The organism is Xanthomonas axonopodis (assembly GCF_001304695.1).
In the GTDB taxonomy this organism is placed as follows: domain Bacteria; phylum Pseudomonadota; class Gammaproteobacteria; order Xanthomonadales; family Xanthomonadaceae; genus Xanthomonas; species Xanthomonas axonopodis.
Genome location: NZ_JFAQ01000065.1, coordinates 1 through 18,890 on the forward strand (window position 1 = coordinate 1; position 18,890 = coordinate 18,890).

Genomic DNA, 18,890 nt, shown 5'->3' on the forward strand with positions numbered 1-18,890 from the left:
ACTTGATCAGCGTTGCCCTAGATCTCATGTTCGGTCTCCATCAGCAGCGTGTACCAGCGTTCGACCAGGCGATTCATGGATTCATAGGCGCCCTGGGTGGGTATCGGAGCGTCCGTGTGCAATGCGGCCTGCACCCGTTCCATGATGTCCACGTCTTCGCCCACCACCACCTTGCTGCCGTGCATCTGTGCCAGTAGCACTTGGCTGGAAGAACCGTAAGGCTGTTTCTTGCGTGCGCTAAACCAATAGATTTCCAGATCGGTCCGGTCAGGAGCGATGGGGATGTGGTGTTCCAGCGTGAAAGAATAGCCGCCGTTGGAACTGGCGATATGCATGTTCGGGAAGGCCAACCAGTTGAAGTAGGCGTCCTGCTCGCCCCAGCGTTCCACTTTATCCTGCCAACCGAAGTGCTTGAGGTTGGTGATGGGGGCTTCCGGGCCGCCGAAACTGAAGCGGCGCATTTCGTGCCTCAAGGCTGCGGGCGAGCTGTCTTGCAACGCTTCCGTGGACTCCTTGGCTAGTCCTTCGTTTACCTCGGCAACGAAGCTGACACTCTTGGCCAGGGTCTTGGGGTGGACGAAGCGCGGGTGATTGGCATCCCGAAGATTCTCGTAGGCGAGCTTCCAGTTGTACCGGCCATGCCATGTGGTCACCATGACCTCGGTGTCGTAGGCGTTGGAACTACTTTCCAGCAAGGCGATGAAGTCTGGCGAAAACTGCTCCTCGATGGGCATGGGATTTGGATCGAGGTTGACGAACAGCAGGTTGCCCACCTGACGCAAGGCGAACTCTCGCAGCTTCAGACCACGCCGTTCGTCTTCGCTGAAGCCATAAATGGCATCGCATTCGGGGATATTCTCGACCCGACCTTCGGCATCGTACTTCCATGCGTGATACGGGCAGACTAACGGGCGTTTTCCCACCGCAGTGGTTTGTAGCAGTGCGCTGCGGTGCAGGCAGACGTTCTCGAACGCACGCAGGCGGCCCTGGAAGTTCTGTACCAGAACCGGAATGCCAGCGAGCCTTCGGGTGACGAAGCAGTTGTTGTCGAGGAGCAGCGTTTTGAGGCCGGCGAACAGCCAGACCTTGTGGAAGATCTTGCGCTGTTCGCGGGCGAAGATGTCCGTCGATAGGTAGTAGCTGGGGTGCATTCGCGAACGCATTGGCGTGGCTTCCTCATGAATCCTTCTGGTAAATGACCCGCGCCGGGTTGCCAAACACGCTGGCGCCTGCTGGCATATCCTTCACCACGACTGCACCAGCACCGACCACTGCACCGTCGCCGATGCGGATACCGGGCAGGATGGTGGCGTGCGGGTGCACGATGGCGTGCTCACCGATGCGTGCGCCGCCGCCGACGAAAGTCATTGCCCCGATCTGCGCGTAGTCGCCGACATGGACATCGTGGCCTAGCATGGCGTTGGCCTGCACGTTGACGAAGTCGCCCAGCCACACGTCGGGGCTGAGCTGCACGCGGTGGCACACGAAACAGCCCTGGCCGATGTGCACGCGCGGGCTCAGGAACGCGCCGGTGAGGATCGGAATGAATTGCGCGCCTTGCGCGAGCAATGGCTGCGCATAGCGCTGGCGCGAATGCGGATCGCCGATTGCGCACACGAAGCGTTCTTCGTCCCGTGGCTGGTACGCGAGCGGGCTGCCGACGATGGTTAGGTCGCAGCCCAGACCGTCCAGCATCTGCGGGCGCGTGTCGAGAAATCCCACCGGACGCCACTGCGTTCCGCATGCGGGATCGCCCTGCATCTGCGCCAGGACCTCGCGACCCCATCCGCCGGCGCCAATAATCAAAACTGGGTGGGTCATAGGATCGAGCCGCCATCCATCACCAGGCTGGTCCCAGTGACCCAACGGCTGGCGTCGGCCAGCAGATAGATTGCGGCGTTGGCTACGTCCTGTGGTTCACCCAGGCCCAGCGGATGCCGCGCTTTCTGCGCATCGAGTTGGTCTGCGCCCCATATCGGAGTGTCTACGGCGGACGGAGAAATGCCGTTGACCCGGATCGTGCGTTTGGCCTGTTCGAGCGCCAGGCATTTGATGATGCCGATGAGCCCGGCTTTCATCGCCGAGTACGGCCCTACGCCACGCGTGCCGAGGTGCGCGGCAGTGGATAGCATGAATATGATCGAGCCCTGCGGGGCGATGGCATTGGACTGCAGTAGGCGCTGCGTCAGCATCACCGGAGCGAGAAAATTGACCGTATACATCTCGGTCATCGCCGCCTCGGTCAGCTGCCGGATCGGGCAATGCTTCTGCATGCCAGCGCAGTGCACCAGACCATGTACCGTCGCACCCGCTGCAGCAGCCAGTGCTTCGCGATCGGCGGCGCTGGTCAGGTCGCCGAGCATGCCAACGTGGCCCGTGCCCTGCAGCTGCGCCTGGGTCTGCGCGAGACGGTCTTTGTCGCGTCCAGCGAGAACGATGCGGGCGCCTCGCTGAGCGCAAGCAATGGCGATTTGCCGCCCCAACCCCGACGACGCTCCCGTCACCAGGATCTTTTTGCCGTTGAGCGAAAACGCAGTGTGTGCCGGTGTGTTCATGCGTAGATGTCCATCGGCACGGTGAGGCCGCCATCCACCACGAAATAGTTGCGCGTGATCCAGCGACTCGCATCGGCCAGCAGGAAGGCGGCGGCGTAGGCGACGTCCTCTGGCTCGCCCATGCCGAGCGGTGTCAGTTCAAACAGACCTTCCATATTGCCGCCGCTGCCTTGCAGGCCAACTAGCAGCGGTGTGCGCACGTAACCTGGGGCAATACAGTTGGCGCGGATGCCGTTCCTGGCAACTTCCTGCGCCAGCGATCTCACCATGCCGAGTAGGGCACTTTTGCTGGCCGCGTACGCGCTGCTAGCCATTGGCCCGATATGCGAGGCGACCGAAGCGACGAACACCAGCGAGCCGTTTGCGGCGATGCGTTTCTTAGCCAGCAGGCCACGAGTCAGCAGCATCGGTGCGAATGTGTTGCTGGAGAAGATGTCGTTCAAATGCGCCCGATTGACCAAGCGCATCGGAACCAGCCGGGAAATCCCGGCCGCGTGCGCCATCCCGTCCAACACGCCGACGTCGGCGACCAGGCGATCAATGTCCTCCTGCCGGTCAAGGTCTGCCACGATTGCAATGTGCCCTTTGCCCGCCAACGCCTCCAAGGTCGAGGCCAGCCGCGCGTGGTCGCGCCCGCTGATCGCCAGCTGGGCACCAAGTTCGGCGCAGGAAATGGCGATCTGGCGGCCGATACCCGAGGAGGCACCGGTGATGAGAATGCGTTTGCCGGTGAGCGAGAAGGGGTCGGGGGCAATACTCACGATTCGATTAGATCCGGAAACACAGCACCCTCGATATCCACCAGACAGCTACCCCAAGAAAGCCCGATGCCGAAGCCGCACAGCAATATTCGCTTGGGTCCGGATTCCAGCTCTTTGTTAATGCGCACGGTCATGGTCACCGGCAGCGAGGCGCCGCTAGAGTTGCCAAAGTCGCGCAGCGTGGAGGGTACCTTTTCTACCGGAAGACCAAGCTTCTTGCGGATGGTCTCATTGATCATGCGGTTGGCTTGATGGAATACGAAGTAATCGATCTCATCCTTGGAAACACCGGTGTAGTCGAGCAGCTTTTGCACCGCCGGTGGAATGCGCTGGGTGGAAAAACTCAACACCGCCACGCCGTCCAGGATGAGGTCCACACCGCGGCGCCACGGGCCGTCGGGTTCTTCGCGGAATGGCATCAGGTGCTGCATGGCGACCGGTTCGCGTTGACCACCGACCGGCAGAATGATGGCCTTGTAGCCGCTGCCATCGCTGTTGAGGTCGAAATACATCGGCGGGGCGTCGGCACTGAACTCCAACGCCGTGGCGGTGCCGGAGTCGGAGAAGATCGGGTCTTCCAGGTTGGCGCTGCGGTCGCCGACCAGCAGCAGGCCCTTCTTGACGCCGCCGGCGGCGATCATCGAGCCGAGCAGGTTGATGCCGAAGGGGTAGGCCGAGCAGCCCAGATTGACGTCGAATGCGACGGTGGCATGCGATAGCCCCAGCCGATCCTGCAGAATGATGGCAGTGGCCGGGATCGGGTAATCCGGCCACTGGGTCACCACGATCAGTGCATCGATCTCCTCGCGCTTCCACTGCAGTTTCTCCAGCAGCACCTCAGTCGCATCGAAGGCCAGGTCGGAAAAACACTGCCAGTCCGACGCCATGCGGCGGGTCTCGATGCCGATGTTGCGCACCAGGCGCTCGCGCTCGGAACGGATCTGCGGCCGGCAATCGGTGAGATTGGACACCACGCGCTTGGGCACGCAGGTCGCCATGCCGGCAAAGCGAACATTGTGCAGCGTGGAGGTCGGCATGGTGCTTACGCCTCGGTCAGTTTGTAGAGATCGCCCACGGTAACGGCGGCGGTGAGATCTTCGCCGGTGATGGTCTTGCTGTATTCCATGTCGAACATGACGATCACGCCGAGCGCGGCCAGCGAATCCCATTCCGGCAATTCCAGCAGCACGGTGTCCAGCGTGACCTCCACCGGTTCCTGGAAGTCGGTGGCGGAGAGGAAGTTCTCGATAAACGTTGCCTGGGTCATGCGGTCTCGCCTGGTTGCCTGTTGAAAAAAATGGGAGTCTGGAATGCAGGTGCAGCGTGTTGCGATCATGTTGCCTGTTGGCCGGCAATCAGATCGGCAATGGTATCGACCTGGTCGCGGGTCAAACCGGGAAAGATCGGCAGGCACAGCACCTGCGCCGCCACCGAACGCGCCACCGGCAGCCATGCCGGCGCCGATGAGGGCAGGGCGCGATACATCGGGAAGTCGCTGATCAATGGATAGAAGTAACGTCGTACCAGAATGCCGTGCTCGCGCATCAATTGGTATAGCGCATCGCGCGCCAGCGGGTAATCGTCCTGCACCAGGATCGGAAAGTACGCGTAGTTGGGCGTGGAGTGATCGGGCCGCGCAACGCAGTGAATGCCGCGTACATCGCCCAACCGCTGACGGTACTGCGCATCGATGGCGCTGCGCTGGGCGATGGCGTTGTCGATGTGCTTGAGCTGCAACAGGCCGAACGCGGCGCTGATCTCGTTCATTTTGCCGTTGATGCCCGGTGCCACCACCGTGGTCTCGTCGACAAAGCCGAAGTTCTTCAGATGCTCGATGCGCTGATAGGTCTTTTCGTCGGGACAGACAATTGCGCCGCCTTCGAAGGTGTTGAAGACCTTGGTCGCATGGAAGCTCAACACGCTCAGGTCGCCGTGACGCAGGATCGACCCGCCATCGTCGCGCACCCCGAACGCATGTGCGGCGTCGTAGATCACCTTGAGATTGTAGATGTCGGCAATCCGCGTGATGGCTATCGTATCGCAGGCAGTGCCATAGCAATGCACCGGCATGATCGCGGTGGTCTGCGGGGTGATGGCCGCTTCGATCTTCGAAGGGTCCATGTTGAGCGTCACCGGGTCGATGTCCACGAACACCGGGGTGATGCTTTTCCATAACAGCGAATGCGCGGTGGCAACGAACGAGTAGGGGGTGGTGATCACTTCACCGGTGATGCGCAGTGCCTGCAGCGCGGTGATCAGGGCGGTAGTGCCGTTGGTCAGCAATGCCAGGTGCGGAACGCCCAGGTACTCGCAGAGCGCGCGTTCGAGGGCATGGTGCATCTCGCCACCGTTGCTGACGATGCGGCTGGTCCAGATCCGCTCCAGATAGGGCAGAAATTCTTCCAGCGGCGGCAGCAGCGGACTGGTGACGGGGATGGGCATCAATGCCTCGCTGGTGCGGGTGGATGTCGGGATTCCGCCGCAGCCGATGGCCGCGGGCGGTCTACCCCGGAGGAAGCAAGCGCTATGCCAGCGAGCGGAACCTCACGTGCGTCGGCATGCTCAGTTCGCCAACTCGGTCTGTTCGCGGTCGATGCCGTACTTGCGCAGCTTTTCGACCAGGGTGGTGCGACGCAGGCCTAGCAGTTGCGCCGCATGGGCGACCACGCCCTGGGTACGTTCCAGCGCCTCGTTGATCAGCGCCAGTTCGATGTTGGCCATGTGCCCGCGCAGGTCGATGCCGTCGTCTGGCAGGCTGGCTGCCGAGGTCGGTTCGGCATCGGTAGGCTTGGGCTGCAGCGTCACCACATTGCTGGGCAGCGCTGCGGCGTCGGCGGGCGCGGCGACCAACTCCGGCTCCGGCGGCAGCTCGACCGGAATGGCCGAAGCGAAATCGCCGCGGTACCGCGCCGGCAGATCCTGCACCCGCACCAGCCCGCCGGGATGCAGCACGGCCAGGCGCTCGACCAGATTGGTCAGCTCGCGCACATTGCCGGGCCAATCGTAGCTGCGCAGCGCCTGCAGTGCCTCGTCGGCAAAGCGCACTTCACCGCGACCGGTGCGTGCCAGCTGGCCCGCAATGGTCTGCACCAGCATGGCCAGATCGTCCACGCGCTCGCGCAGTGCCGGCATTTCGATCGGAAACACATTGAGACGATAGAACAGGTCCTCGCGGAACTGGCCATCGCTGATGCGCGATTCCAGATTGCGGTGGGTCGCCGCAATCACGCGCACATTGCAGCGGATGGTCTGTCCGCCGCCAACGCGTTCGAAGCTGCGCTCCTGCAGCACGCGTAGAAGCTTGACCTGCATCGGCAGGCTCATGTCGCCAATTTCGTCCAGCAGCAGCGTGCCGCCTTCGGCCATCTCGAAGCGACCCTTGCGGGTGGTCAGCGCACCGGTGAAGGCGCCTTTTTCGTGGCCGAACAGTTCGCTTTCCAGCAGATCCGGCGGTATCGCGCCGCAGTTGATCGCCACAAACGGCCCGTCGCGCCGCGGCGAATGCTGATGGATGGCGCGCGCCACCACTTCCTTGCCGGTTCCCGATTCGCCCAGCACCAGCACGGTGGTGTCGAACGCAGCCACCTGGTCGATCAGCCGGCGCAGGCGGGTCACCGCTTCGCTGTTGCCGGTCGGGCCCGAGTCTTGCTGCACGCCGGCCTGGTGCTCGGCGTCCAGCCGCTTGAGGCTTGCGCGACGCAACAAGGCCTCCAGCTGCGCATGACGCAGGGGAGTGTCCAAGGCCCACACATTGGCTTCGTGCAGGCCGTGGGCCTGCGCAAACGCGCTCGGGCTGCCTTCCATCAGCAGCACTGGCGGCGGCAGCTTGGCATCGGCCAGCCAGTCGAAGAATTTGTCGGCCTGTGCAGCGTCCTGCGCCGAACCCACCATCACCGCCATCCACTCATCGTGGCGGTGACGGCAAGGATTGATGTCGGCGCCGTCGGTGACCCAGCGGGGATTGAAGTCCATGAACTCGAGCAGCGACACGGTGCGCTCGGCGCGCACGGCGTCACTGTCGATCAACAGAATGCGGGACTCACTCATTCCTGGCTCCTTCCGTCAGGCCCTCCAGGATTGGCATGACTTCCTGGATATAGGACAGCTTGCTGACAAAATTGTCAGCACCCGCGCGAAGAGCGTGTTCACGATGCTCGGCATCATCGAAGTGGCTCGCGATGACAATATACGGCGGATCGTCCTGCGTCTTGATCAGACGCGTGGCCTGCAGCCCGCCCATTTCCGGCATGGCCAGGTCCATCAGCACGACATTGGGGCGCAGCGACTCAGAGCGCTCGATCGCTTCCAGCCCATTGGCGGCGCTGCCCACGATATTGAGCCACTCGACCTTGCGAAAATGACGCATCGCAGCGTTGATGAAGCCCTCGTGGTCGTCGACCAGCAGCACGGTGAGTTTGCTCATAGTAGTCCTTATCCTGCCCGGGCAAGCAGCGGTTTAGTGGTGCGGCGGCGCTCGCGTGCCGGTGCGATATCAAGTTGTTCGCGGTACTTGGCCACGGTGCGGCGCGCAATGTTAACGCCTTGCCGCGACAACAAACCGGCAATGGCCTCGTCGGCCAGCGGCCGTCCGGCCGGCTCGCTTTCGATCAAGCGGCGCACCATCGCCTTGACGGCCTGGCCGGAGACGCTGGCGCCTTCCAGCCGCACGGCGAAGAAGTGCTTGAGCTCGAAGGTGCCGCGTGGGGTCTGGATGTATTTGCCGGTGGTGATGCGCGAAATGGTCGATTCGTGCATGCCGATCTCGTCGGCGATTTCCTTCAGTGTCAACGGTGCCATCGCTTCTTCGCCACGCGCCAGGAAGGCGGCCTGGCGCTCGACGATGGCGCGTGTGGCGCGCAGCAGGGTCTCATAGCGCATCGACAGCCCGCGGGTCAGCCAGCGCGCTTCCTGCAGCATGTCGCGCAATGGCTGCGCGGCTTCGCCGGCTTCGGCCAGCGCGCGTTCGTGCACCGGATTGATGCTGACGCGATGGGTGGTGGCCGGGTTGAGTGCGACGCGCCAGCTGCCGTCGGCATGCCAGGCGAGCACATCCGCGATCACGCTGGCATTGCTTTCCTGCAGCAGGTCGTCGCCCGGGCGCGGTTGCAGCGACAGGATCAGCCGCACCGCTTCGCGCGCATCGTCCACTTCGGCATCGTGCGCGCGTGCCAGCACCGTGTAGTCGTGCGCGGCCAGCAGCTCCAGATCGCCGTCGAGGATGCGCGCAGCAAGATGGCGTGCCGGCACGCGACCGGGCAGGGCGCTCAACTGGGCCTGCAGGCACTCGCGCAGATCGCAGGCGGCCAGGCCGGCCGGGTCGCCGTGCAGCAACCGCTGCCGGATCGCTTCGACCGCCTGCACGGTCATGCCCAGACGGGTGGCGCCCAGCTGTCGCAGCGTCGACAGCGCTTCGGTTAGATAACCGGCGTCGTCGGTCTGCTCCAGCCAGAACGTAGCGGCCCCCAACGCCGCCTCGTCCAGGTCCAGCGCCAGCTCGCGCAGGATGCGCACATGCGGGTCGGTCGACTCGCCGGCGGCCACGCGCTGCATGCGATCGTCGTCCCCGTCATTCCAACTGCTGCTCTGCACGTCCCACATCGTGCTTTCCGGCAGCTCGTCGAACGCCGCGATATCGGTGGCGCCATCGTTGTTGGTGGCGGCCTCGTCCCCGTTATCGGCCAGCTCTTCCAACTCCAGCAACGGATTGGTTTCCAGGGCACGACGGATTTCCAGTTCCAATTGCATGCCGTCCAACTGCAACAGACGGATCGACTGCAGCAACTGCGGGGTGAGGTGCAGTTGCTGGCCAAGCTGGGCGGAAATGGTCGTCTTCATGGAAGCGCTTCCGATGGGCGCTGCATGCAGCAGCGATGGAATGCATCTTGCAGGACAACGCGACGGGTTTCTAATCAGGGAGTCAGGTGAGGTGAATCGTGATTTTCTCGACAGCTTGTCGGGAACTTCCTGACGTTGCAGACGGGCTCAAGCATGCCCCCTAGAATCCCGTCACTGTTTCAACCGTCGCTGGCCACGCGCTCCCGGCTTGGTGCGTCAGACCAGCTCGTTGTGATGCTTGGCCGCCAGCAGCACCAGATCGTTGGCGCGACGGCACCCGAGCGATTCCATCATGCGGGCGCGGTGGGTTTCCACGGTCTTGACGCTGATGCCCAAGTCGGCGGCGATTTCCTTGTTGCTCTGGCCGCGGCCGATTTCGCGCAGGATCTCGCGCTGACGCGGCGACAGTGCGGCAATGCCGACCGGCTTCTCGCGGCCCAGCATCGGCGCAATCATCTTGGACGAGATCTGCGGGCTCAGGAACACCTGGCCGGCGGCGGCAGCGCGCAACGCCAATTCCAGTTCCAGTGGAGCGGCGTCCTTGACCACGAAGCCGACCGCGCCGCGATCGAGCGCGTCGCGCACATGCACCGGGTCGTCGTGCATCGACATCATCACCACGTGCGTGCGCGGCGCGGCGCGCAGCACGTCGGTCATGGCATCCAGGCCGCTGCGGCCGGGCAAGGACAGGTCCATCAGCACCAGGTCGGGCCGGTGCAGGGACGTCATGTCCAGGGCTTGTTGCGCGTTGCTGGCTTCGCCCACGACATCGATGCCGGCGAAGGTTTGCAGCAGCCTGGACAGGCCGGCACGGACAAGGGTGTGATCGTCGACGATGATGACTCGCACGGCGCAGAAGAGACCTTTTTCAGTAAAGGGCACCTTAGCTGACCCGGCGCCCGGCGCCAACTATCGAATCAACGCTGGCGGCGGGCGTCGGCGATCTGACGGCGGTGCAAGCGAAACAGATGGCGTTCCAGGGCGTCCTGCAGACCCGGGGCGAGCGGAGCAAACCGCAGCCACAGCCAGACATCATGGCCGTCGCTCGCGTTCGCCAGCACGGTGGCAGGAAGCTGTACGAGTTCAGGAAGCCAATCGGATGGCTGCAGGCAAACGCTGCCGGCTGTGCCCGGCGGGTGGCTGGTTGCGCAACTCAGGCGGATCCCACGCACCGACCAGTGCACCATTCCCTGGCTCAGGCCGCTGTCGCCCTGGCGCACCAGGCGGCCGATCAGCGCCAGCATCAAATCCAGTTTGGCGTCCATGCGCTGCACCAGCAGCGGCAGCTCGCCGCGGTCTTCGCTGGTTTCTTCGCTGCGCAGGTCTTCGACCTGGCCGAGACTGCGCAACAGGGTTTCAGCGGCGCTGTGCGCGCCGGCATCGCTCCCGGCGCGGAAGCCGGCCGGTAACTGCAATTGGCAACTGAGCGTGTCGGCAAACAGCTCGGCATCGGCCGATGGCGCGAGTGTGCCGAGCGTGCTCATCAGATCCGTCCGACCCGCGCGTAGGCGCGGCTGGCCGACGATGATGTGCGCTGTGCGCGGATCAGCTCCAGCAGCTTGCGCTGCCGCTCGCGCATCATCCGCATCAAATCCTGGTGCATGGCGAGCAAGGCCTGCAGGGCGTTCCGGTCCTGCTGGATGTCCACCTGCTGCGCGTATTCGCGCAGGTGCAGGTCGTGGTTGTCCAGCATCTGCGGCATCGCCTCGAACTCCTCTTGCGCCATGGCCAGGCGAAGGTCGGCGATTTCTGCTTGAAGGCTTTGCACGCTATGCATGGCAGGACTCACGAAACGGCGGAAAGGCCGCGTTGTTCGAGGGGGATGGAGTTCCACGCCGAGTCGATTTCGCTGAGCAACCCCAGCGCTTCGGTCAACGCGGTCTCGTCGTTGTGCAGGTTGGCCGCGGTCAGCCGCTGCATCACGTAGTCGTACAGGGCCGAGAGGTTACCAGCGATCTCGCCACCGGCTTGGTGATCGAGCGAGCCGTTCAAATGACCGACGATGGCGCAAGCCTCGCCGATGGCCTTGCCCTTGCGCGCCTGGTCACCCTGCGCCAGGCAGGCCTGGGCAAGACGAATGCGCTGGCAAGCGCCGGCAAACAGCAGCGAGACCAGCTTATGCGGATCGGCTTCGGTCACGCTGGTGGCCACGCCGACCTTGCGGTATTGCTCGGCATATTGACGATTGGAACCGTACATGGATGACTCCTCAATGGGCTGACCTTCGCTGGTCCCGGAGCGCTGCGCTCCTGCGACGACGCTCCTGCCGGAAGGCAAGGCCGAAATCACGATAGGCCTTACCTATATCGGCAATACCCTGACAGGACTTGAGGATCCGCATCACGGAAATCAGCTTGTCAGCAGGCCACTGAGCGAGCTGGTGCTGCCTTGCAACTTGCTGATCATGGCGTCCATCGCGGCGAACTGCGCGGTGTATTGGTCGCTGAGTTTTTCCATGCGCGCATCAAGGTCATCCAGGTCCGATTCGTAGCCCTTGATGGTCTTGTTCAAGCTGTCCGAGCGCAGGGTCAGCGTGCCGTTGGTGGCATTGACGTTGCTGTCCAGCAGCTTGGTCAGATTGCCGCTGAACTTGCCGTCCTTGCCCAACACATCGGCTGCAGCGCCACCATCGGAGGCGATGGCAGTATCAAACTTGCCGCCGTCGAAGCTCATCACGCCATCCTTGTCGATGGTCAAGCCCAGGGCCTTGAGTTCGTTGATGTTGCCGCTGACCTGGCCGCGTAGTTGTTGCTGCAGGCTGCGCACCAGCGAATCGCCGGTCAGCGCCGAGGCGGTCTTGGTGACCGTGTCGTACACGCTACTCTTGGCCAGCAAGGTATTGGCGGTGTTATAGGCGGCGGCGAAGGCGGTGAGATTGCCCTTCAGGCCGCTGGTGTCGGCGGCGATGCCCAGGTTGAACTTGGTGCCTTCGGTGGCCTTGGTCAGGTTGAGCACCACGCCCGGCACGATGTCGCTGATCGTGTTGGAACTGGAAGTGCGCTCGAAGCCATCCACGCGCACCAGCGCATCGGCAGCGGCGACCTGCTGTGTCATGCCGCCGGTGACACCGGCGCCGAAGGTGAGGCTGCTCAGGCTGGGGTCGCTGGCGCTGATGGTCAACGCGCCCTTGGTGCCTGGATCCACTGCATTGAAGACCAGGTGCTGGCCATCGTTGGCGGTGACCACGCTGGCAGTCACGCCCTTGCCGCCGGCAGCCTTGTTGATGGCGGCGGCGATGTCGGTGAGCTTGTCGGTGCCGCTGATGTCCACGGTGACGCTCTTGTCGCCATAGCCGATCGTCAGCGTGCCGCTGCCCACCGTGGCATCGGCCGTGAATGCACCGGAGGCCAGTTTCTGCGAGGTCGCCAGCGAGACCACTTCCACCGAATAGTTGCCCGGCGCTGCCGAGCTGGTGGTGGTGGCGGTGAAGCCGGCATCGGTCGGCACCGTGGCTTTGTAAGCATTGGTGTCGGCGCTGCTGATTACCTTGTCCAGCGCAGACTTGAGCGTGGTCATGCTGCTCTTGATCTGGCTGATCGCCGACAACTGCGTGGTCGCAGCGGTACCGGCCTTATTGATGCGTGCCTGCTCGGGGTCTTTCTGCCGGGACACCAGGGTGGACACCACGGTAGGGATGTCCAATCCGGAGGCGGACGTGCTGATCACCGATGCCATGTTGCATTCCTCGTCTGGGCGCCCGAAACAGACGGACGCATGGGATTACGTGACGGGTATCGGCCGCATCTGCGAGGACTTTAGAGGCAGTACTGGATCACGCTCACGGGATATACCAGTGCAAGTTCCATGCCAGCCAAGATCCGGCGGCTGCGTCAACAAACCGTCCGGGCCACTCCCTCCGCCAGGGCGGCGGCCACAAAAAAGCCCCTCCGAAGAGGGGCTTTGGACCTGTTGCGGAGCGCTGCCGCATTGCTGCGGCAGGTGACTGCAAGTTACTGCAGCAGGCTCAGCACGTTCTGCGGAACCGACTTGGCCTGGGCCAGCATCGCGGTACCGGCCTGCTGCAGGATCTGCGTACGGGTCAGTTCGGCGGTGGTCTTGGCGTAGTCGGTATCGGCGATCCGGCTGCGCGAGGCCGACAGGTTCTCCGAGGTTGCGCTCAGGTTGGCGATGGTGGAGGTGAAGCGGTTCTGCACCGCACCCATGTCGGCGCGCGAGGAGTTGACGGTGGTCAGCGCCTTGTCGACGATTTCCAGTGCTTGCTGCGCGCCGGAGAACGTGGAGATATCCAGGCTGCCCAGGGTCGAAGCGGTGGAGCCGGAAGCGGCTGACGCGGTGGTGATGCCGGCGCCGACGGTGATGCCGGCGGCGCTGGAGGTACCAGCCGACAGCGAGGTGAAGTCCTGGCCAGCCTTCAGCGATTCGATCTGCACCGAGCCGTCGCTCTTGATCGAGGCGTACATACCGGTCTGGTCGAGCTTGTCGTTGATCGCCGAGGCAACCTTCTTGTTGACGTCGGCAGCGCTGTCGCCGGCGGCGACCTTGACATCAGCGATGGCCATGCTCTTGGCCGCACCGCTGGCGTCCTTGAACGACAGGCTGATGCCGCTGACCGAACCGGACGCGGTGGCGGTGCCGGTGACGCCAGCGCCGGAAACGGCGGCGGCGAAGTTGGCCTTGCCTAGCGTATCGATATTGGCGTCGGCGATGCTGTTGATACCGATGGTCTGGCCGGCATCTGCACCGACCTGGAACAGCGCGCCGGAGAACGAGCCGTCCAGCAGCTTGGTGCCGTTGAAGCTGGTCTGATTGGCGACGCGGTCGATTTCACTGGTCAGCTGCTTGACTTCGGAATTCAGCGCCTCGCGGTCGGTGGACGAGTTGGTCGCATTTGCCGACTGCACCGACAGCTCGCGGATACGCTGCAGGTTGTTGCCGATTTCCTGCATCGCGCCTTCGGCCGTCTGGGACAGCGAGATGCCGTCGTTGGCGTTGCGCGAGGCAACGTCCAGGCCGCGGATCTGGGTAGTGAAGCGCTCGGCGATTGCGCCGCCGGCTGCGTCCACGGCAAAGCTGGTGATCCGCTTGCCCGACGACAGCTGCTGGATGCTCAGCGCCAAGCTGGAGCTGTTGGTATTGAGGTTACGCTGAGCGTTCAGCGACATTACGTTGGTGTTGATTACCTGTGCCATTTTGATTTCTCCTAAGCGATTTTTCCGGCAAGGGGGACTTGCCTGGAGCCTCCGCAGGGGGGCCATCAAGTTGGCCGTTACCGCTGCTGAGATGAATAACGGCGTTGCGTCGGGAACCTTTAGCGAAATTCAGTATTTTTTACTGTCGTTCTGCGTCGGGACGAAATACGTAAGCGTTGTGTATCAAGGAATTTGGTTTATTCGGCAGCCCTCCCGTCAATCTTTAGTGCTGGTATAACTCTTCGGAAAATAAACTTCGTCCGCCTGCACAGGTGCTCACGCGCAGGAGCGAAGAAAACCCAGGTTTTCTGCGGCAAAATCAGCGGATGATGTTGAACAACGACGACGACTGCATCTGCTGAAAAATCGTTTGAGCTGCCTGCAACGAGGCCTTCTCGAGTTGGTATTGCCCAATCGCAGAGGCGTAGTCCAGGTCGCGGATCGACGACAGGCTGGTCTTGAGCGTGACTTCGTTGGATTCGAGCAAGGAGTTGGCATTGTCGATGGCCGACAACTGCGCGCCGCCGGAGGCGCGCGCATCGATCATCTTCGAGGACGCCTGCGCGATGTTGCGCATCGACGACTGCAAGGTGTTGATCATCGATGCCTGCTGCGGCGCGGTCAGCGTGTCGGAATTGAGCGCGCCGACCAGATCATCGATGGTGGAGAACACGTCCTTGGTGCCGGAGGCGCCGATCTGGAAACTGTCGCCCACCGCCGGCGCGCCGCTGATACGCATGCGCACGCCGGCTGCGTTGATGTCTTGGCCATCTTTATAGGTGCCGGTGCCGACCACCGCATTGGTGCTGTCGCGCACTTCGTAGGTATTGGCGGCGGTGAATTGCACGCTGTAGCTGCTGCCGTTCCAACTGCCGGTACTGGCATCGCGGCTGAAATCCAGCAGTAGCCCGGTCCCGGTGTTGGCGGCGTTGGCGTGCGCATCTACAGTGCCGTCACCGGTGCGGATGCGCATGAAGATTTCGCTGCCGGGCAGGGTATCGCTGACGAAGGTGTCCGGCGCCACTTCGACCTGCTTCTGGGTCTGGTCGCCGTTATAGGTGACGTTGCCGCTGCTCTTGATGAACGGCGCGCTGCCGTCGGCAGTACCGCCAAACAGGTAGCGCCCGGTGCCATCGGTGCTGTTGGCCAGGCTGATCATGCTGTCGCGCAATGCGGTCAGTTCCGAGGCGATCGCCTTGCGGTCGTCGGGGTTGAGCGAGGAGTTGCTGGCCTGCACTGACAATTCGGTGACGCGCGCCATTTTGTCGCCGGCTTGCGAAAGCGCGTTTTCCTGCAGCCCAAGCCGGTTCTGCACGTTGTTGGCGTTTTCGCCGAAGCGCGTGATCGCCGCCAGGGCACGGTCCAGGCCGACCGCCGTGCCTGCAGCCACCGGGTCGTCCTTGGCGGTGACCAGGCGCTGCCCACTGGACAGCTGCGATTCGAGCTGGTTCAGCCGCGACTGTTTGGCGCCCATCGAGGCGACCGACTGACTGTACATCATGCTGGTGGAGATACGGTCGGTCATCAGCGTACGGCACCCAGTATGGCTTGGAAGATGGTGTCGGCGGTAGAGATCATCTGTGCGGCGGCCTGGTAGGCCTGCTGCAGTTTCAGCATATTGGCGGCTTCCTCATCGAGGTTGACGCCGGAAATCGAATCGCGGCTGGCCTGCGCCTGGTCGTTGATGACCTTTTGCGCATCGGCCGAATAGCTGGCCGCACGCGCGGCCGACCCCACCGAGGTGGTCAGGCCGGAGAGCGCGCCATTGAGAGTTACCGTGCCACCGCTGAGCGCCTTGGCATCGTCAATGTTGGCCAGCAATTTGGCATTGCCGTTGTCGCTGGAGCCGGCGCCCATCGGGCCGACGCCGAAGGTGTCGCCGGCCTTGGGTGCGCCGTCCAGCGCGAAGCTCCAGCCGTTGGCGCTGATGGTCTGGCCGGCGGTGTAGGCGAACGGGCCGGCGCCATCGATGGTGTACTGGTTGGCGTCAATGAACTCGATCGACGAGGGGGTCAGCAGCGCGGGGTTCTGCGCATTGGTGACCTTGACGTCGCTGATCTTGCCGGTGCCCAGGTTGGCGACCGTGGCAGTGGCCTTGACCGGAGTGGCCGCGGCGATGCGCGAAGGATCGGTAATGGCGACCGACAAGCTGCCAGCCAGCCCCGCGGTGGGCTGCAGCAGGAACTTGTCGCCGCTGGCCGGCGTGCCGCCCACCACCATGCTCACGCCATTGAGCACCAGCGGGTCGGCGGCGGTGCCGGTACCGGTCATCGGCACGGCGGAGCCGGTACTGGCGTTGATGGCCTTCCAGTTGGTGCTGTCGAAGCTGAGCGTGACGTTCTGCCCGTCCACGGCACTCACGTTGCTGAAACTGGCGCTCAGCGATGCGCTGCCGGTATTGCTCGGATTGGCGGCAACGGCGGGCGAACCGATATTGAAGAAGTTGCCGCCCATCGCGCCATACAAGTTCATCCCCTGGCTGTGGCCGGCATTGAAGGTGCTGGCCATGCCCACGGCCAGGCGGCCGAGTTCGGCCTGGGTCGGCTCGAGCACGCTGCTGCGAAATTCCAGCAGACCGCCCATCTGGCCGCCCAGCGAACTGGCGCTGAGGCTGACGTTCTGGCCTTGGGTCTGCAACGCCACCTGCAGCTTGGTCGGCTGATACGGGTCGGCAACGGTGACGAGTTTGGAGGAGGTGGTACCGACCACCAGCGGCTGGCCGCCGGCGGTGAAAACGTTCATGAAGCCGCCGTCCTGGATCACCGCAGTACCGCCGGTAAAACCGACCAGCTTGCTCACTAGCGCGTCGCGCTGGTCCAGCATGTCCGGCGCTGCCGCCTGGGCACTGCTACCGATGGTGCCGTTGAGCTTGGCGATCTGCTGCGTCAAGCGGTTGACTTCGTCCACCGAGGAGGTCAACCCGCTGTTGACTTCGTTGCTCAGGCCATCCATCTGCCCGTTGAGCTGCTTGAAGCGCGTCGCCAGCGAATTGCCGCTGTCGAGCATGCTCTGGCGCTCGGCGGTGGAAGAGGCGTTGGACGACACCGCGCTGGTGGAATCGAAGAAGTTCGACCACAGCCCGGCCACGTTGGTGGCGGTGTTGGAGTACAGCGCATCGACGCGGTTGGACAACGAGGACAGCTGCTGCAGGCGTGAGAGTTCGCCGCCGCTGTCCAGCAGGCGCGAGATGGCCAGCTGGTCGGCGACCCGGCCCACATCGGTGATCTTGGCGCCATTGCCCACGAACCCGTAGCCCATGTCGGTGGGCGTGCGCGTTGCAAATTCCACACGTTGGCGGCTATAGCCTTCGGTATTGATGTTGGCGACGTTATGGCTCACGGTCGACAACGCCCGTTGGAAGGCGATGAGCGCGCTGGTCCCGGTGGACATGACGGACATGAGCGTTTACCTCAGCGAAGGATGGTGCCGAGCCCGGCCGGCTCGGTGGTACTGGCATAGCGGTTGGACAGATCGGCCGCCGCGTTGCCGATGGCGGCCACCGCACGGTCGATGGTCGGGCCATTGGCGATCGCCGCGATCTTGGCCGCATAGCCCGGATCGGTGGCGTACCCCGCTTGTTGCAAGCCGCGTGCAAAACCCTTGATATCGGTGCCGGCCTGCAGCGCGGTCTGGTAACGGCTGTTGTTCTTCAGCAGCCGCACGTAGTCGGCAAAGCTCTCCTCGGCCGAGCCATAGGCGCGGAAATCGGCGGTTTCGGTGGTTTTGACGCCGTTGACGTATTCGTGGGTGCCGGTGGTGACCTTGTCGCCGCTCCAGCCGGTGGCCTTGATGCCGAACAGGTTGTTGGAGTCGCCACCGTTGCCGATGCCGCGACGGCCCCAACCGGTTTCCAAGGCGGCCTGGGCCACCAGCGCGCGCGGGTCCACGCCCAGTTCGCGCGCGGCTTTTTGCGCATGCGTCCAGATCTTGGCGACAAAGCCTTCCGGGGTGCGCTCGCCCAGGCTGGCAGCGGCGCTGCTGGCGGCACTCGCATTGACGGCGGCATTGGCATCGGCCGCATCGCTGGCGGCCACATCGGCCCAGCGATCATTGGCCGATGGCCAGCTCAGCGCTGCCGCATCGTCGCTGCCGGATTCGCCAGCGCCGGTACGTCCGGCGATCAGATCCAGCACCTGGCTCATGCCGATGCCGCTCAAGTTGCCTGCGCCCAGGGCCGCCTTGGCCACGCTGCTGGTCGTGATGCCGGTGGCCGCGCCATCGCGGGCGGGCAGCGGCAACGAGGCATCGCGCTTGCCGGCAACCAGGGCGTACGCCTTGGCCGCTTCGGCGGTGTTCAACGAGGTGTTCAGGGCCGGGCCGCCCGTGTTGCCACTGAGCTGCTTGGAAATCATCGCCGACAAACCCAGCCCCTTGCCCTCGGTCAACGCCTTGGCCATCTGCTGGTCGTACATTTCGCGGAACATCTGGTTTTGTCCCGGAAACATCGGGTCGCCGGAGCTCGCATCGCGCATGCTCTTGACCAGCATCTGCGCGAACTGACCCTCGAGCTGACGGGAGACCTTGTCGATCTTTGCCGGATCGGCCTTGGTGCTCGGGTTGAGATCAATGGGCGAGGCTGCGATACGCAT

19 protein-coding genes are annotated in these 18,890 nt (G+C 63.5%); all 19 read right to left on the minus strand.

Going from position 1 to position 18,890, the window contains the following annotated elements; genetic code table 11:
- Positions 1–17 precede the first annotated feature (17 nt).
- Entirely contained in the window at positions 18–1,163 is a 1,146-nt protein-coding gene (locus XAXN_RS06880) for an aromatic ring-hydroxylating oxygenase subunit alpha (RefSeq protein ID WP_054318997.1), read from the minus strand.
- Between the two features lie 13 nt (positions 1,164–1,176).
- Positions 1,177–1,821, minus strand: a complete 645-nt coding sequence (locus tag XAXN_RS06885; RefSeq protein ID WP_054318998.1) for an acetyltransferase — start codon at positions 1,819–1,821, stop codon at positions 1,177–1,179.
- A complete protein-coding gene (locus XAXN_RS06890) occupies positions 1,818–2,555 on the minus strand; it encodes an SDR family NAD(P)-dependent oxidoreductase (protein WP_054318999.1) in 738 nt (245 codons plus the stop codon). The genes XAXN_RS06885 and XAXN_RS06890 overlap by 4 nt, the downstream gene beginning before the upstream one ends.
- Complete coding sequence (locus XAXN_RS06895; RefSeq protein WP_054319000.1) at positions 2,552–3,316, minus strand: SDR family NAD(P)-dependent oxidoreductase; 765 nt, start codon at positions 3,314–3,316, stop codon at positions 2,552–2,554. Before XAXN_RS06895 ends, XAXN_RS06890 begins: the two co-directional genes overlap by 4 nt.
- Complete coding sequence (locus XAXN_RS06900; protein ID WP_054319001.1) at positions 3,313–4,353, minus strand: ketoacyl-ACP synthase III; 1,041 nt, start codon at positions 4,351–4,353, stop codon at positions 3,313–3,315. The genes XAXN_RS06895 and XAXN_RS06900 overlap by 4 nt, the downstream gene beginning before the upstream one ends.
- A gap of 5 nt (positions 4,354–4,358) precedes the next feature.
- Positions 4,359–4,583, minus strand: a complete 225-nt coding sequence (locus XAXN_RS06905; RefSeq protein WP_054319002.1) for an acyl carrier protein — start codon at positions 4,581–4,583, stop codon at positions 4,359–4,361.
- 65 nt (positions 4,584–4,648) lie between these two features.
- Positions 4,649–5,758: a DegT/DnrJ/EryC1/StrS family aminotransferase gene (locus tag XAXN_RS06910; RefSeq protein ID WP_054319003.1), complete on the minus strand. Its 1,110-nt coding sequence runs from the start codon at positions 5,756–5,758 to the stop codon at positions 4,649–4,651.
- Positions 5,759–5,878: 120 nt separating this feature from the next.
- Positions 5,879–7,363 carry a sigma-54 dependent transcriptional regulator gene (locus XAXN_RS06915; RefSeq protein WP_054319004.1) on the minus strand — a complete coding sequence of 495 codons (1,485 nt, stop codon included), beginning with the start codon at positions 7,361–7,363 and terminating at the stop codon, positions 5,879–5,881.
- Positions 7,356–7,739 (minus strand): response regulator, encoded by a 384-nt coding sequence (locus XAXN_RS06920; RefSeq protein WP_005997154.1) that lies wholly within the window; start codon positions 7,737–7,739, stop codon positions 7,356–7,358. Before XAXN_RS06920 ends, XAXN_RS06915 begins: the two co-directional genes overlap by 8 nt.
- A gap of 8 nt (positions 7,740–7,747) precedes the next feature.
- Entirely contained in the window at positions 7,748–9,151 is a 1,404-nt protein-coding gene (gene rpoN / locus XAXN_RS06925) for an RNA polymerase factor sigma-54 (RefSeq protein WP_054319005.1), read from the minus strand.
- Positions 9,152–9,367: 216 nt separating this feature from the next.
- Positions 9,368–10,000 carry a response regulator transcription factor gene (locus XAXN_RS06930; RefSeq protein ID WP_003482986.1) on the minus strand — a complete coding sequence of 211 codons (633 nt, stop codon included), beginning with the start codon at positions 9,998–10,000 and terminating at the stop codon, positions 9,368–9,370.
- A gap of 68 nt (positions 10,001–10,068) precedes the next feature.
- The gene (locus tag XAXN_RS06935) at positions 10,069–10,635 is read right to left on the minus strand and encodes a PilZ domain-containing protein (RefSeq protein ID WP_054319006.1); all 567 of its coding nucleotides are present in this window, start codon (positions 10,633–10,635) and stop codon (positions 10,069–10,071) included.
- Positions 10,635–10,928, minus strand: coding sequence for a hypothetical protein (locus XAXN_RS06940; protein WP_054319007.1), 294 nt, complete (start codon positions 10,926–10,928; stop codon positions 10,635–10,637). The genes XAXN_RS06935 and XAXN_RS06940 overlap by 1 nt, the downstream gene beginning before the upstream one ends.
- Positions 10,929–10,936: 8 nt before the next feature.
- Positions 10,937–11,350, minus strand: coding sequence for a flagellar export chaperone FliS (gene fliS, locus XAXN_RS06945; protein WP_054319008.1), 414 nt, complete (start codon positions 11,348–11,350; stop codon positions 10,937–10,939).
- Positions 11,351–11,500: 150 nt separating this feature from the next.
- Positions 11,501–12,826 (minus strand): flagellar filament capping protein FliD, encoded by a 1,326-nt coding sequence (gene fliD / locus XAXN_RS06950; protein WP_054319009.1) that lies wholly within the window; start codon positions 12,824–12,826, stop codon positions 11,501–11,503.
- Between the two features lie 275 nt (positions 12,827–13,101).
- Positions 13,102–14,301, minus strand: coding sequence for a flagellin (locus XAXN_RS06955; RefSeq protein WP_042822348.1), 1,200 nt, complete (start codon positions 14,299–14,301; stop codon positions 13,102–13,104).
- A gap of 319 nt (positions 14,302–14,620) precedes the next feature.
- Positions 14,621–15,826, minus strand: coding sequence for a flagellar hook-associated protein FlgL (flgL, locus tag XAXN_RS06960; protein ID WP_054319010.1), 1,206 nt, complete (start codon positions 15,824–15,826; stop codon positions 14,621–14,623).
- Positions 15,826–17,700 (minus strand): flagellar hook-associated protein FlgK, encoded by a 1,875-nt coding sequence (gene flgK / locus XAXN_RS06965; protein ID WP_054319011.1) that lies wholly within the window; start codon positions 17,698–17,700, stop codon positions 15,826–15,828. The genes flgL and flgK overlap by 1 nt, the downstream gene beginning before the upstream one ends.
- An 11-nt stretch (positions 17,701–17,711) precedes the next feature.
- On the minus strand, positions 17,712–18,890 hold the full coding sequence (gene flgJ / locus XAXN_RS06970; RefSeq protein ID WP_054319012.1) for a flagellar assembly peptidoglycan hydrolase FlgJ: 1,179 nt from the start codon (positions 18,888–18,890) through the stop codon (positions 17,712–17,714).

What these genes read in the sequence shown, in the direction of transcription:
- XAXN_RS06880 (WP_054318997.1), bottom strand. Translation starts at nt 1,163, where the DNA reads ATGCGTTCGCGAATGCACCCCAGCTACTACCTATCGACGGACATCTTC.
- XAXN_RS06885 (WP_054318998.1), bottom strand. Translation starts at nt 1,821, where the DNA reads ATGACCCACCCAGTTTTGATTATTGGCGCCGGCGGATGGGGTCGCGAG.
- XAXN_RS06890 (WP_054318999.1), bottom strand. Translation starts at nt 2,555, where the DNA reads ATGAACACACCGGCACACACTGCGTTTTCGCTCAACGGCAAAAAGATC.
- XAXN_RS06900 (WP_054319001.1), bottom strand. Translation starts at nt 4,353, where the DNA reads ATGCCGACCTCCACGCTGCACAATGTTCGCTTTGCCGGCATGGCGACC.
- XAXN_RS06905 (WP_054319002.1), bottom strand. Translation starts at nt 4,583, where the DNA reads ATGACCCAGGCAACGTTTATCGAGAACTTCCTCTCCGCCACCGACTTC.
- XAXN_RS06910 (WP_054319003.1), bottom strand. Translation starts at nt 5,758, where the DNA reads ATGCCCATCCCCGTCACCAGTCCGCTGCTGCCGCCGCTGGAAGAATTT.
- XAXN_RS06915 (WP_054319004.1), bottom strand. Translation starts at nt 7,363, where the DNA reads ATGAGTGAGTCCCGCATTCTGTTGATCGACAGTGACGCCGTGCGCGCC.
- XAXN_RS06920 (WP_005997154.1), bottom strand. Translation starts at nt 7,739, where the DNA reads ATGAGCAAACTCACCGTGCTGCTGGTCGACGACCACGAGGGCTTCATC.
- rpoN (WP_054319005.1), bottom strand. Translation starts at nt 9,151, where the DNA reads ATGAAGACGACCATTTCCGCCCAGCTTGGCCAGCAACTGCACCTCACC.
- XAXN_RS06935 (WP_054319006.1), bottom strand. Translation starts at nt 10,635, where the DNA reads ATGAGCACGCTCGGCACACTCGCGCCATCGGCCGATGCCGAGCTGTTT.
- XAXN_RS06940 (WP_054319007.1), bottom strand. Translation starts at nt 10,928, where the DNA reads ATGCATAGCGTGCAAAGCCTTCAAGCAGAAATCGCCGACCTTCGCCTG.
- fliS (WP_054319008.1), bottom strand. Translation starts at nt 11,350, where the DNA reads ATGTACGGTTCCAATCGTCAATATGCCGAGCAATACCGCAAGGTCGGC.
- fliD (WP_054319009.1), bottom strand. Translation starts at nt 12,826, where the DNA reads ATGGCATCGGTGATCAGCACGTCCGCCTCCGGATTGGACATCCCTACC.
- XAXN_RS06955 (WP_042822348.1), bottom strand. Translation starts at nt 14,301, where the DNA reads ATGGCACAGGTAATCAACACCAACGTAATGTCGCTGAACGCTCAGCGT.
- flgL (WP_054319010.1), bottom strand. Translation starts at nt 15,826, where the DNA reads ATGACCGACCGTATCTCCACCAGCATGATGTACAGTCAGTCGGTCGCC.
- flgK (WP_054319011.1), bottom strand. Translation starts at nt 17,700, where the DNA reads ATGTCCGTCATGTCCACCGGGACCAGCGCGCTCATCGCCTTCCAACGG.
- flgJ (WP_054319012.1), bottom strand. Translation starts at nt 18,890, where the DNA reads ATGCGTATCGCAGCCTCGCCCATTGATCTCAACCCGAGCACCAAGGCC.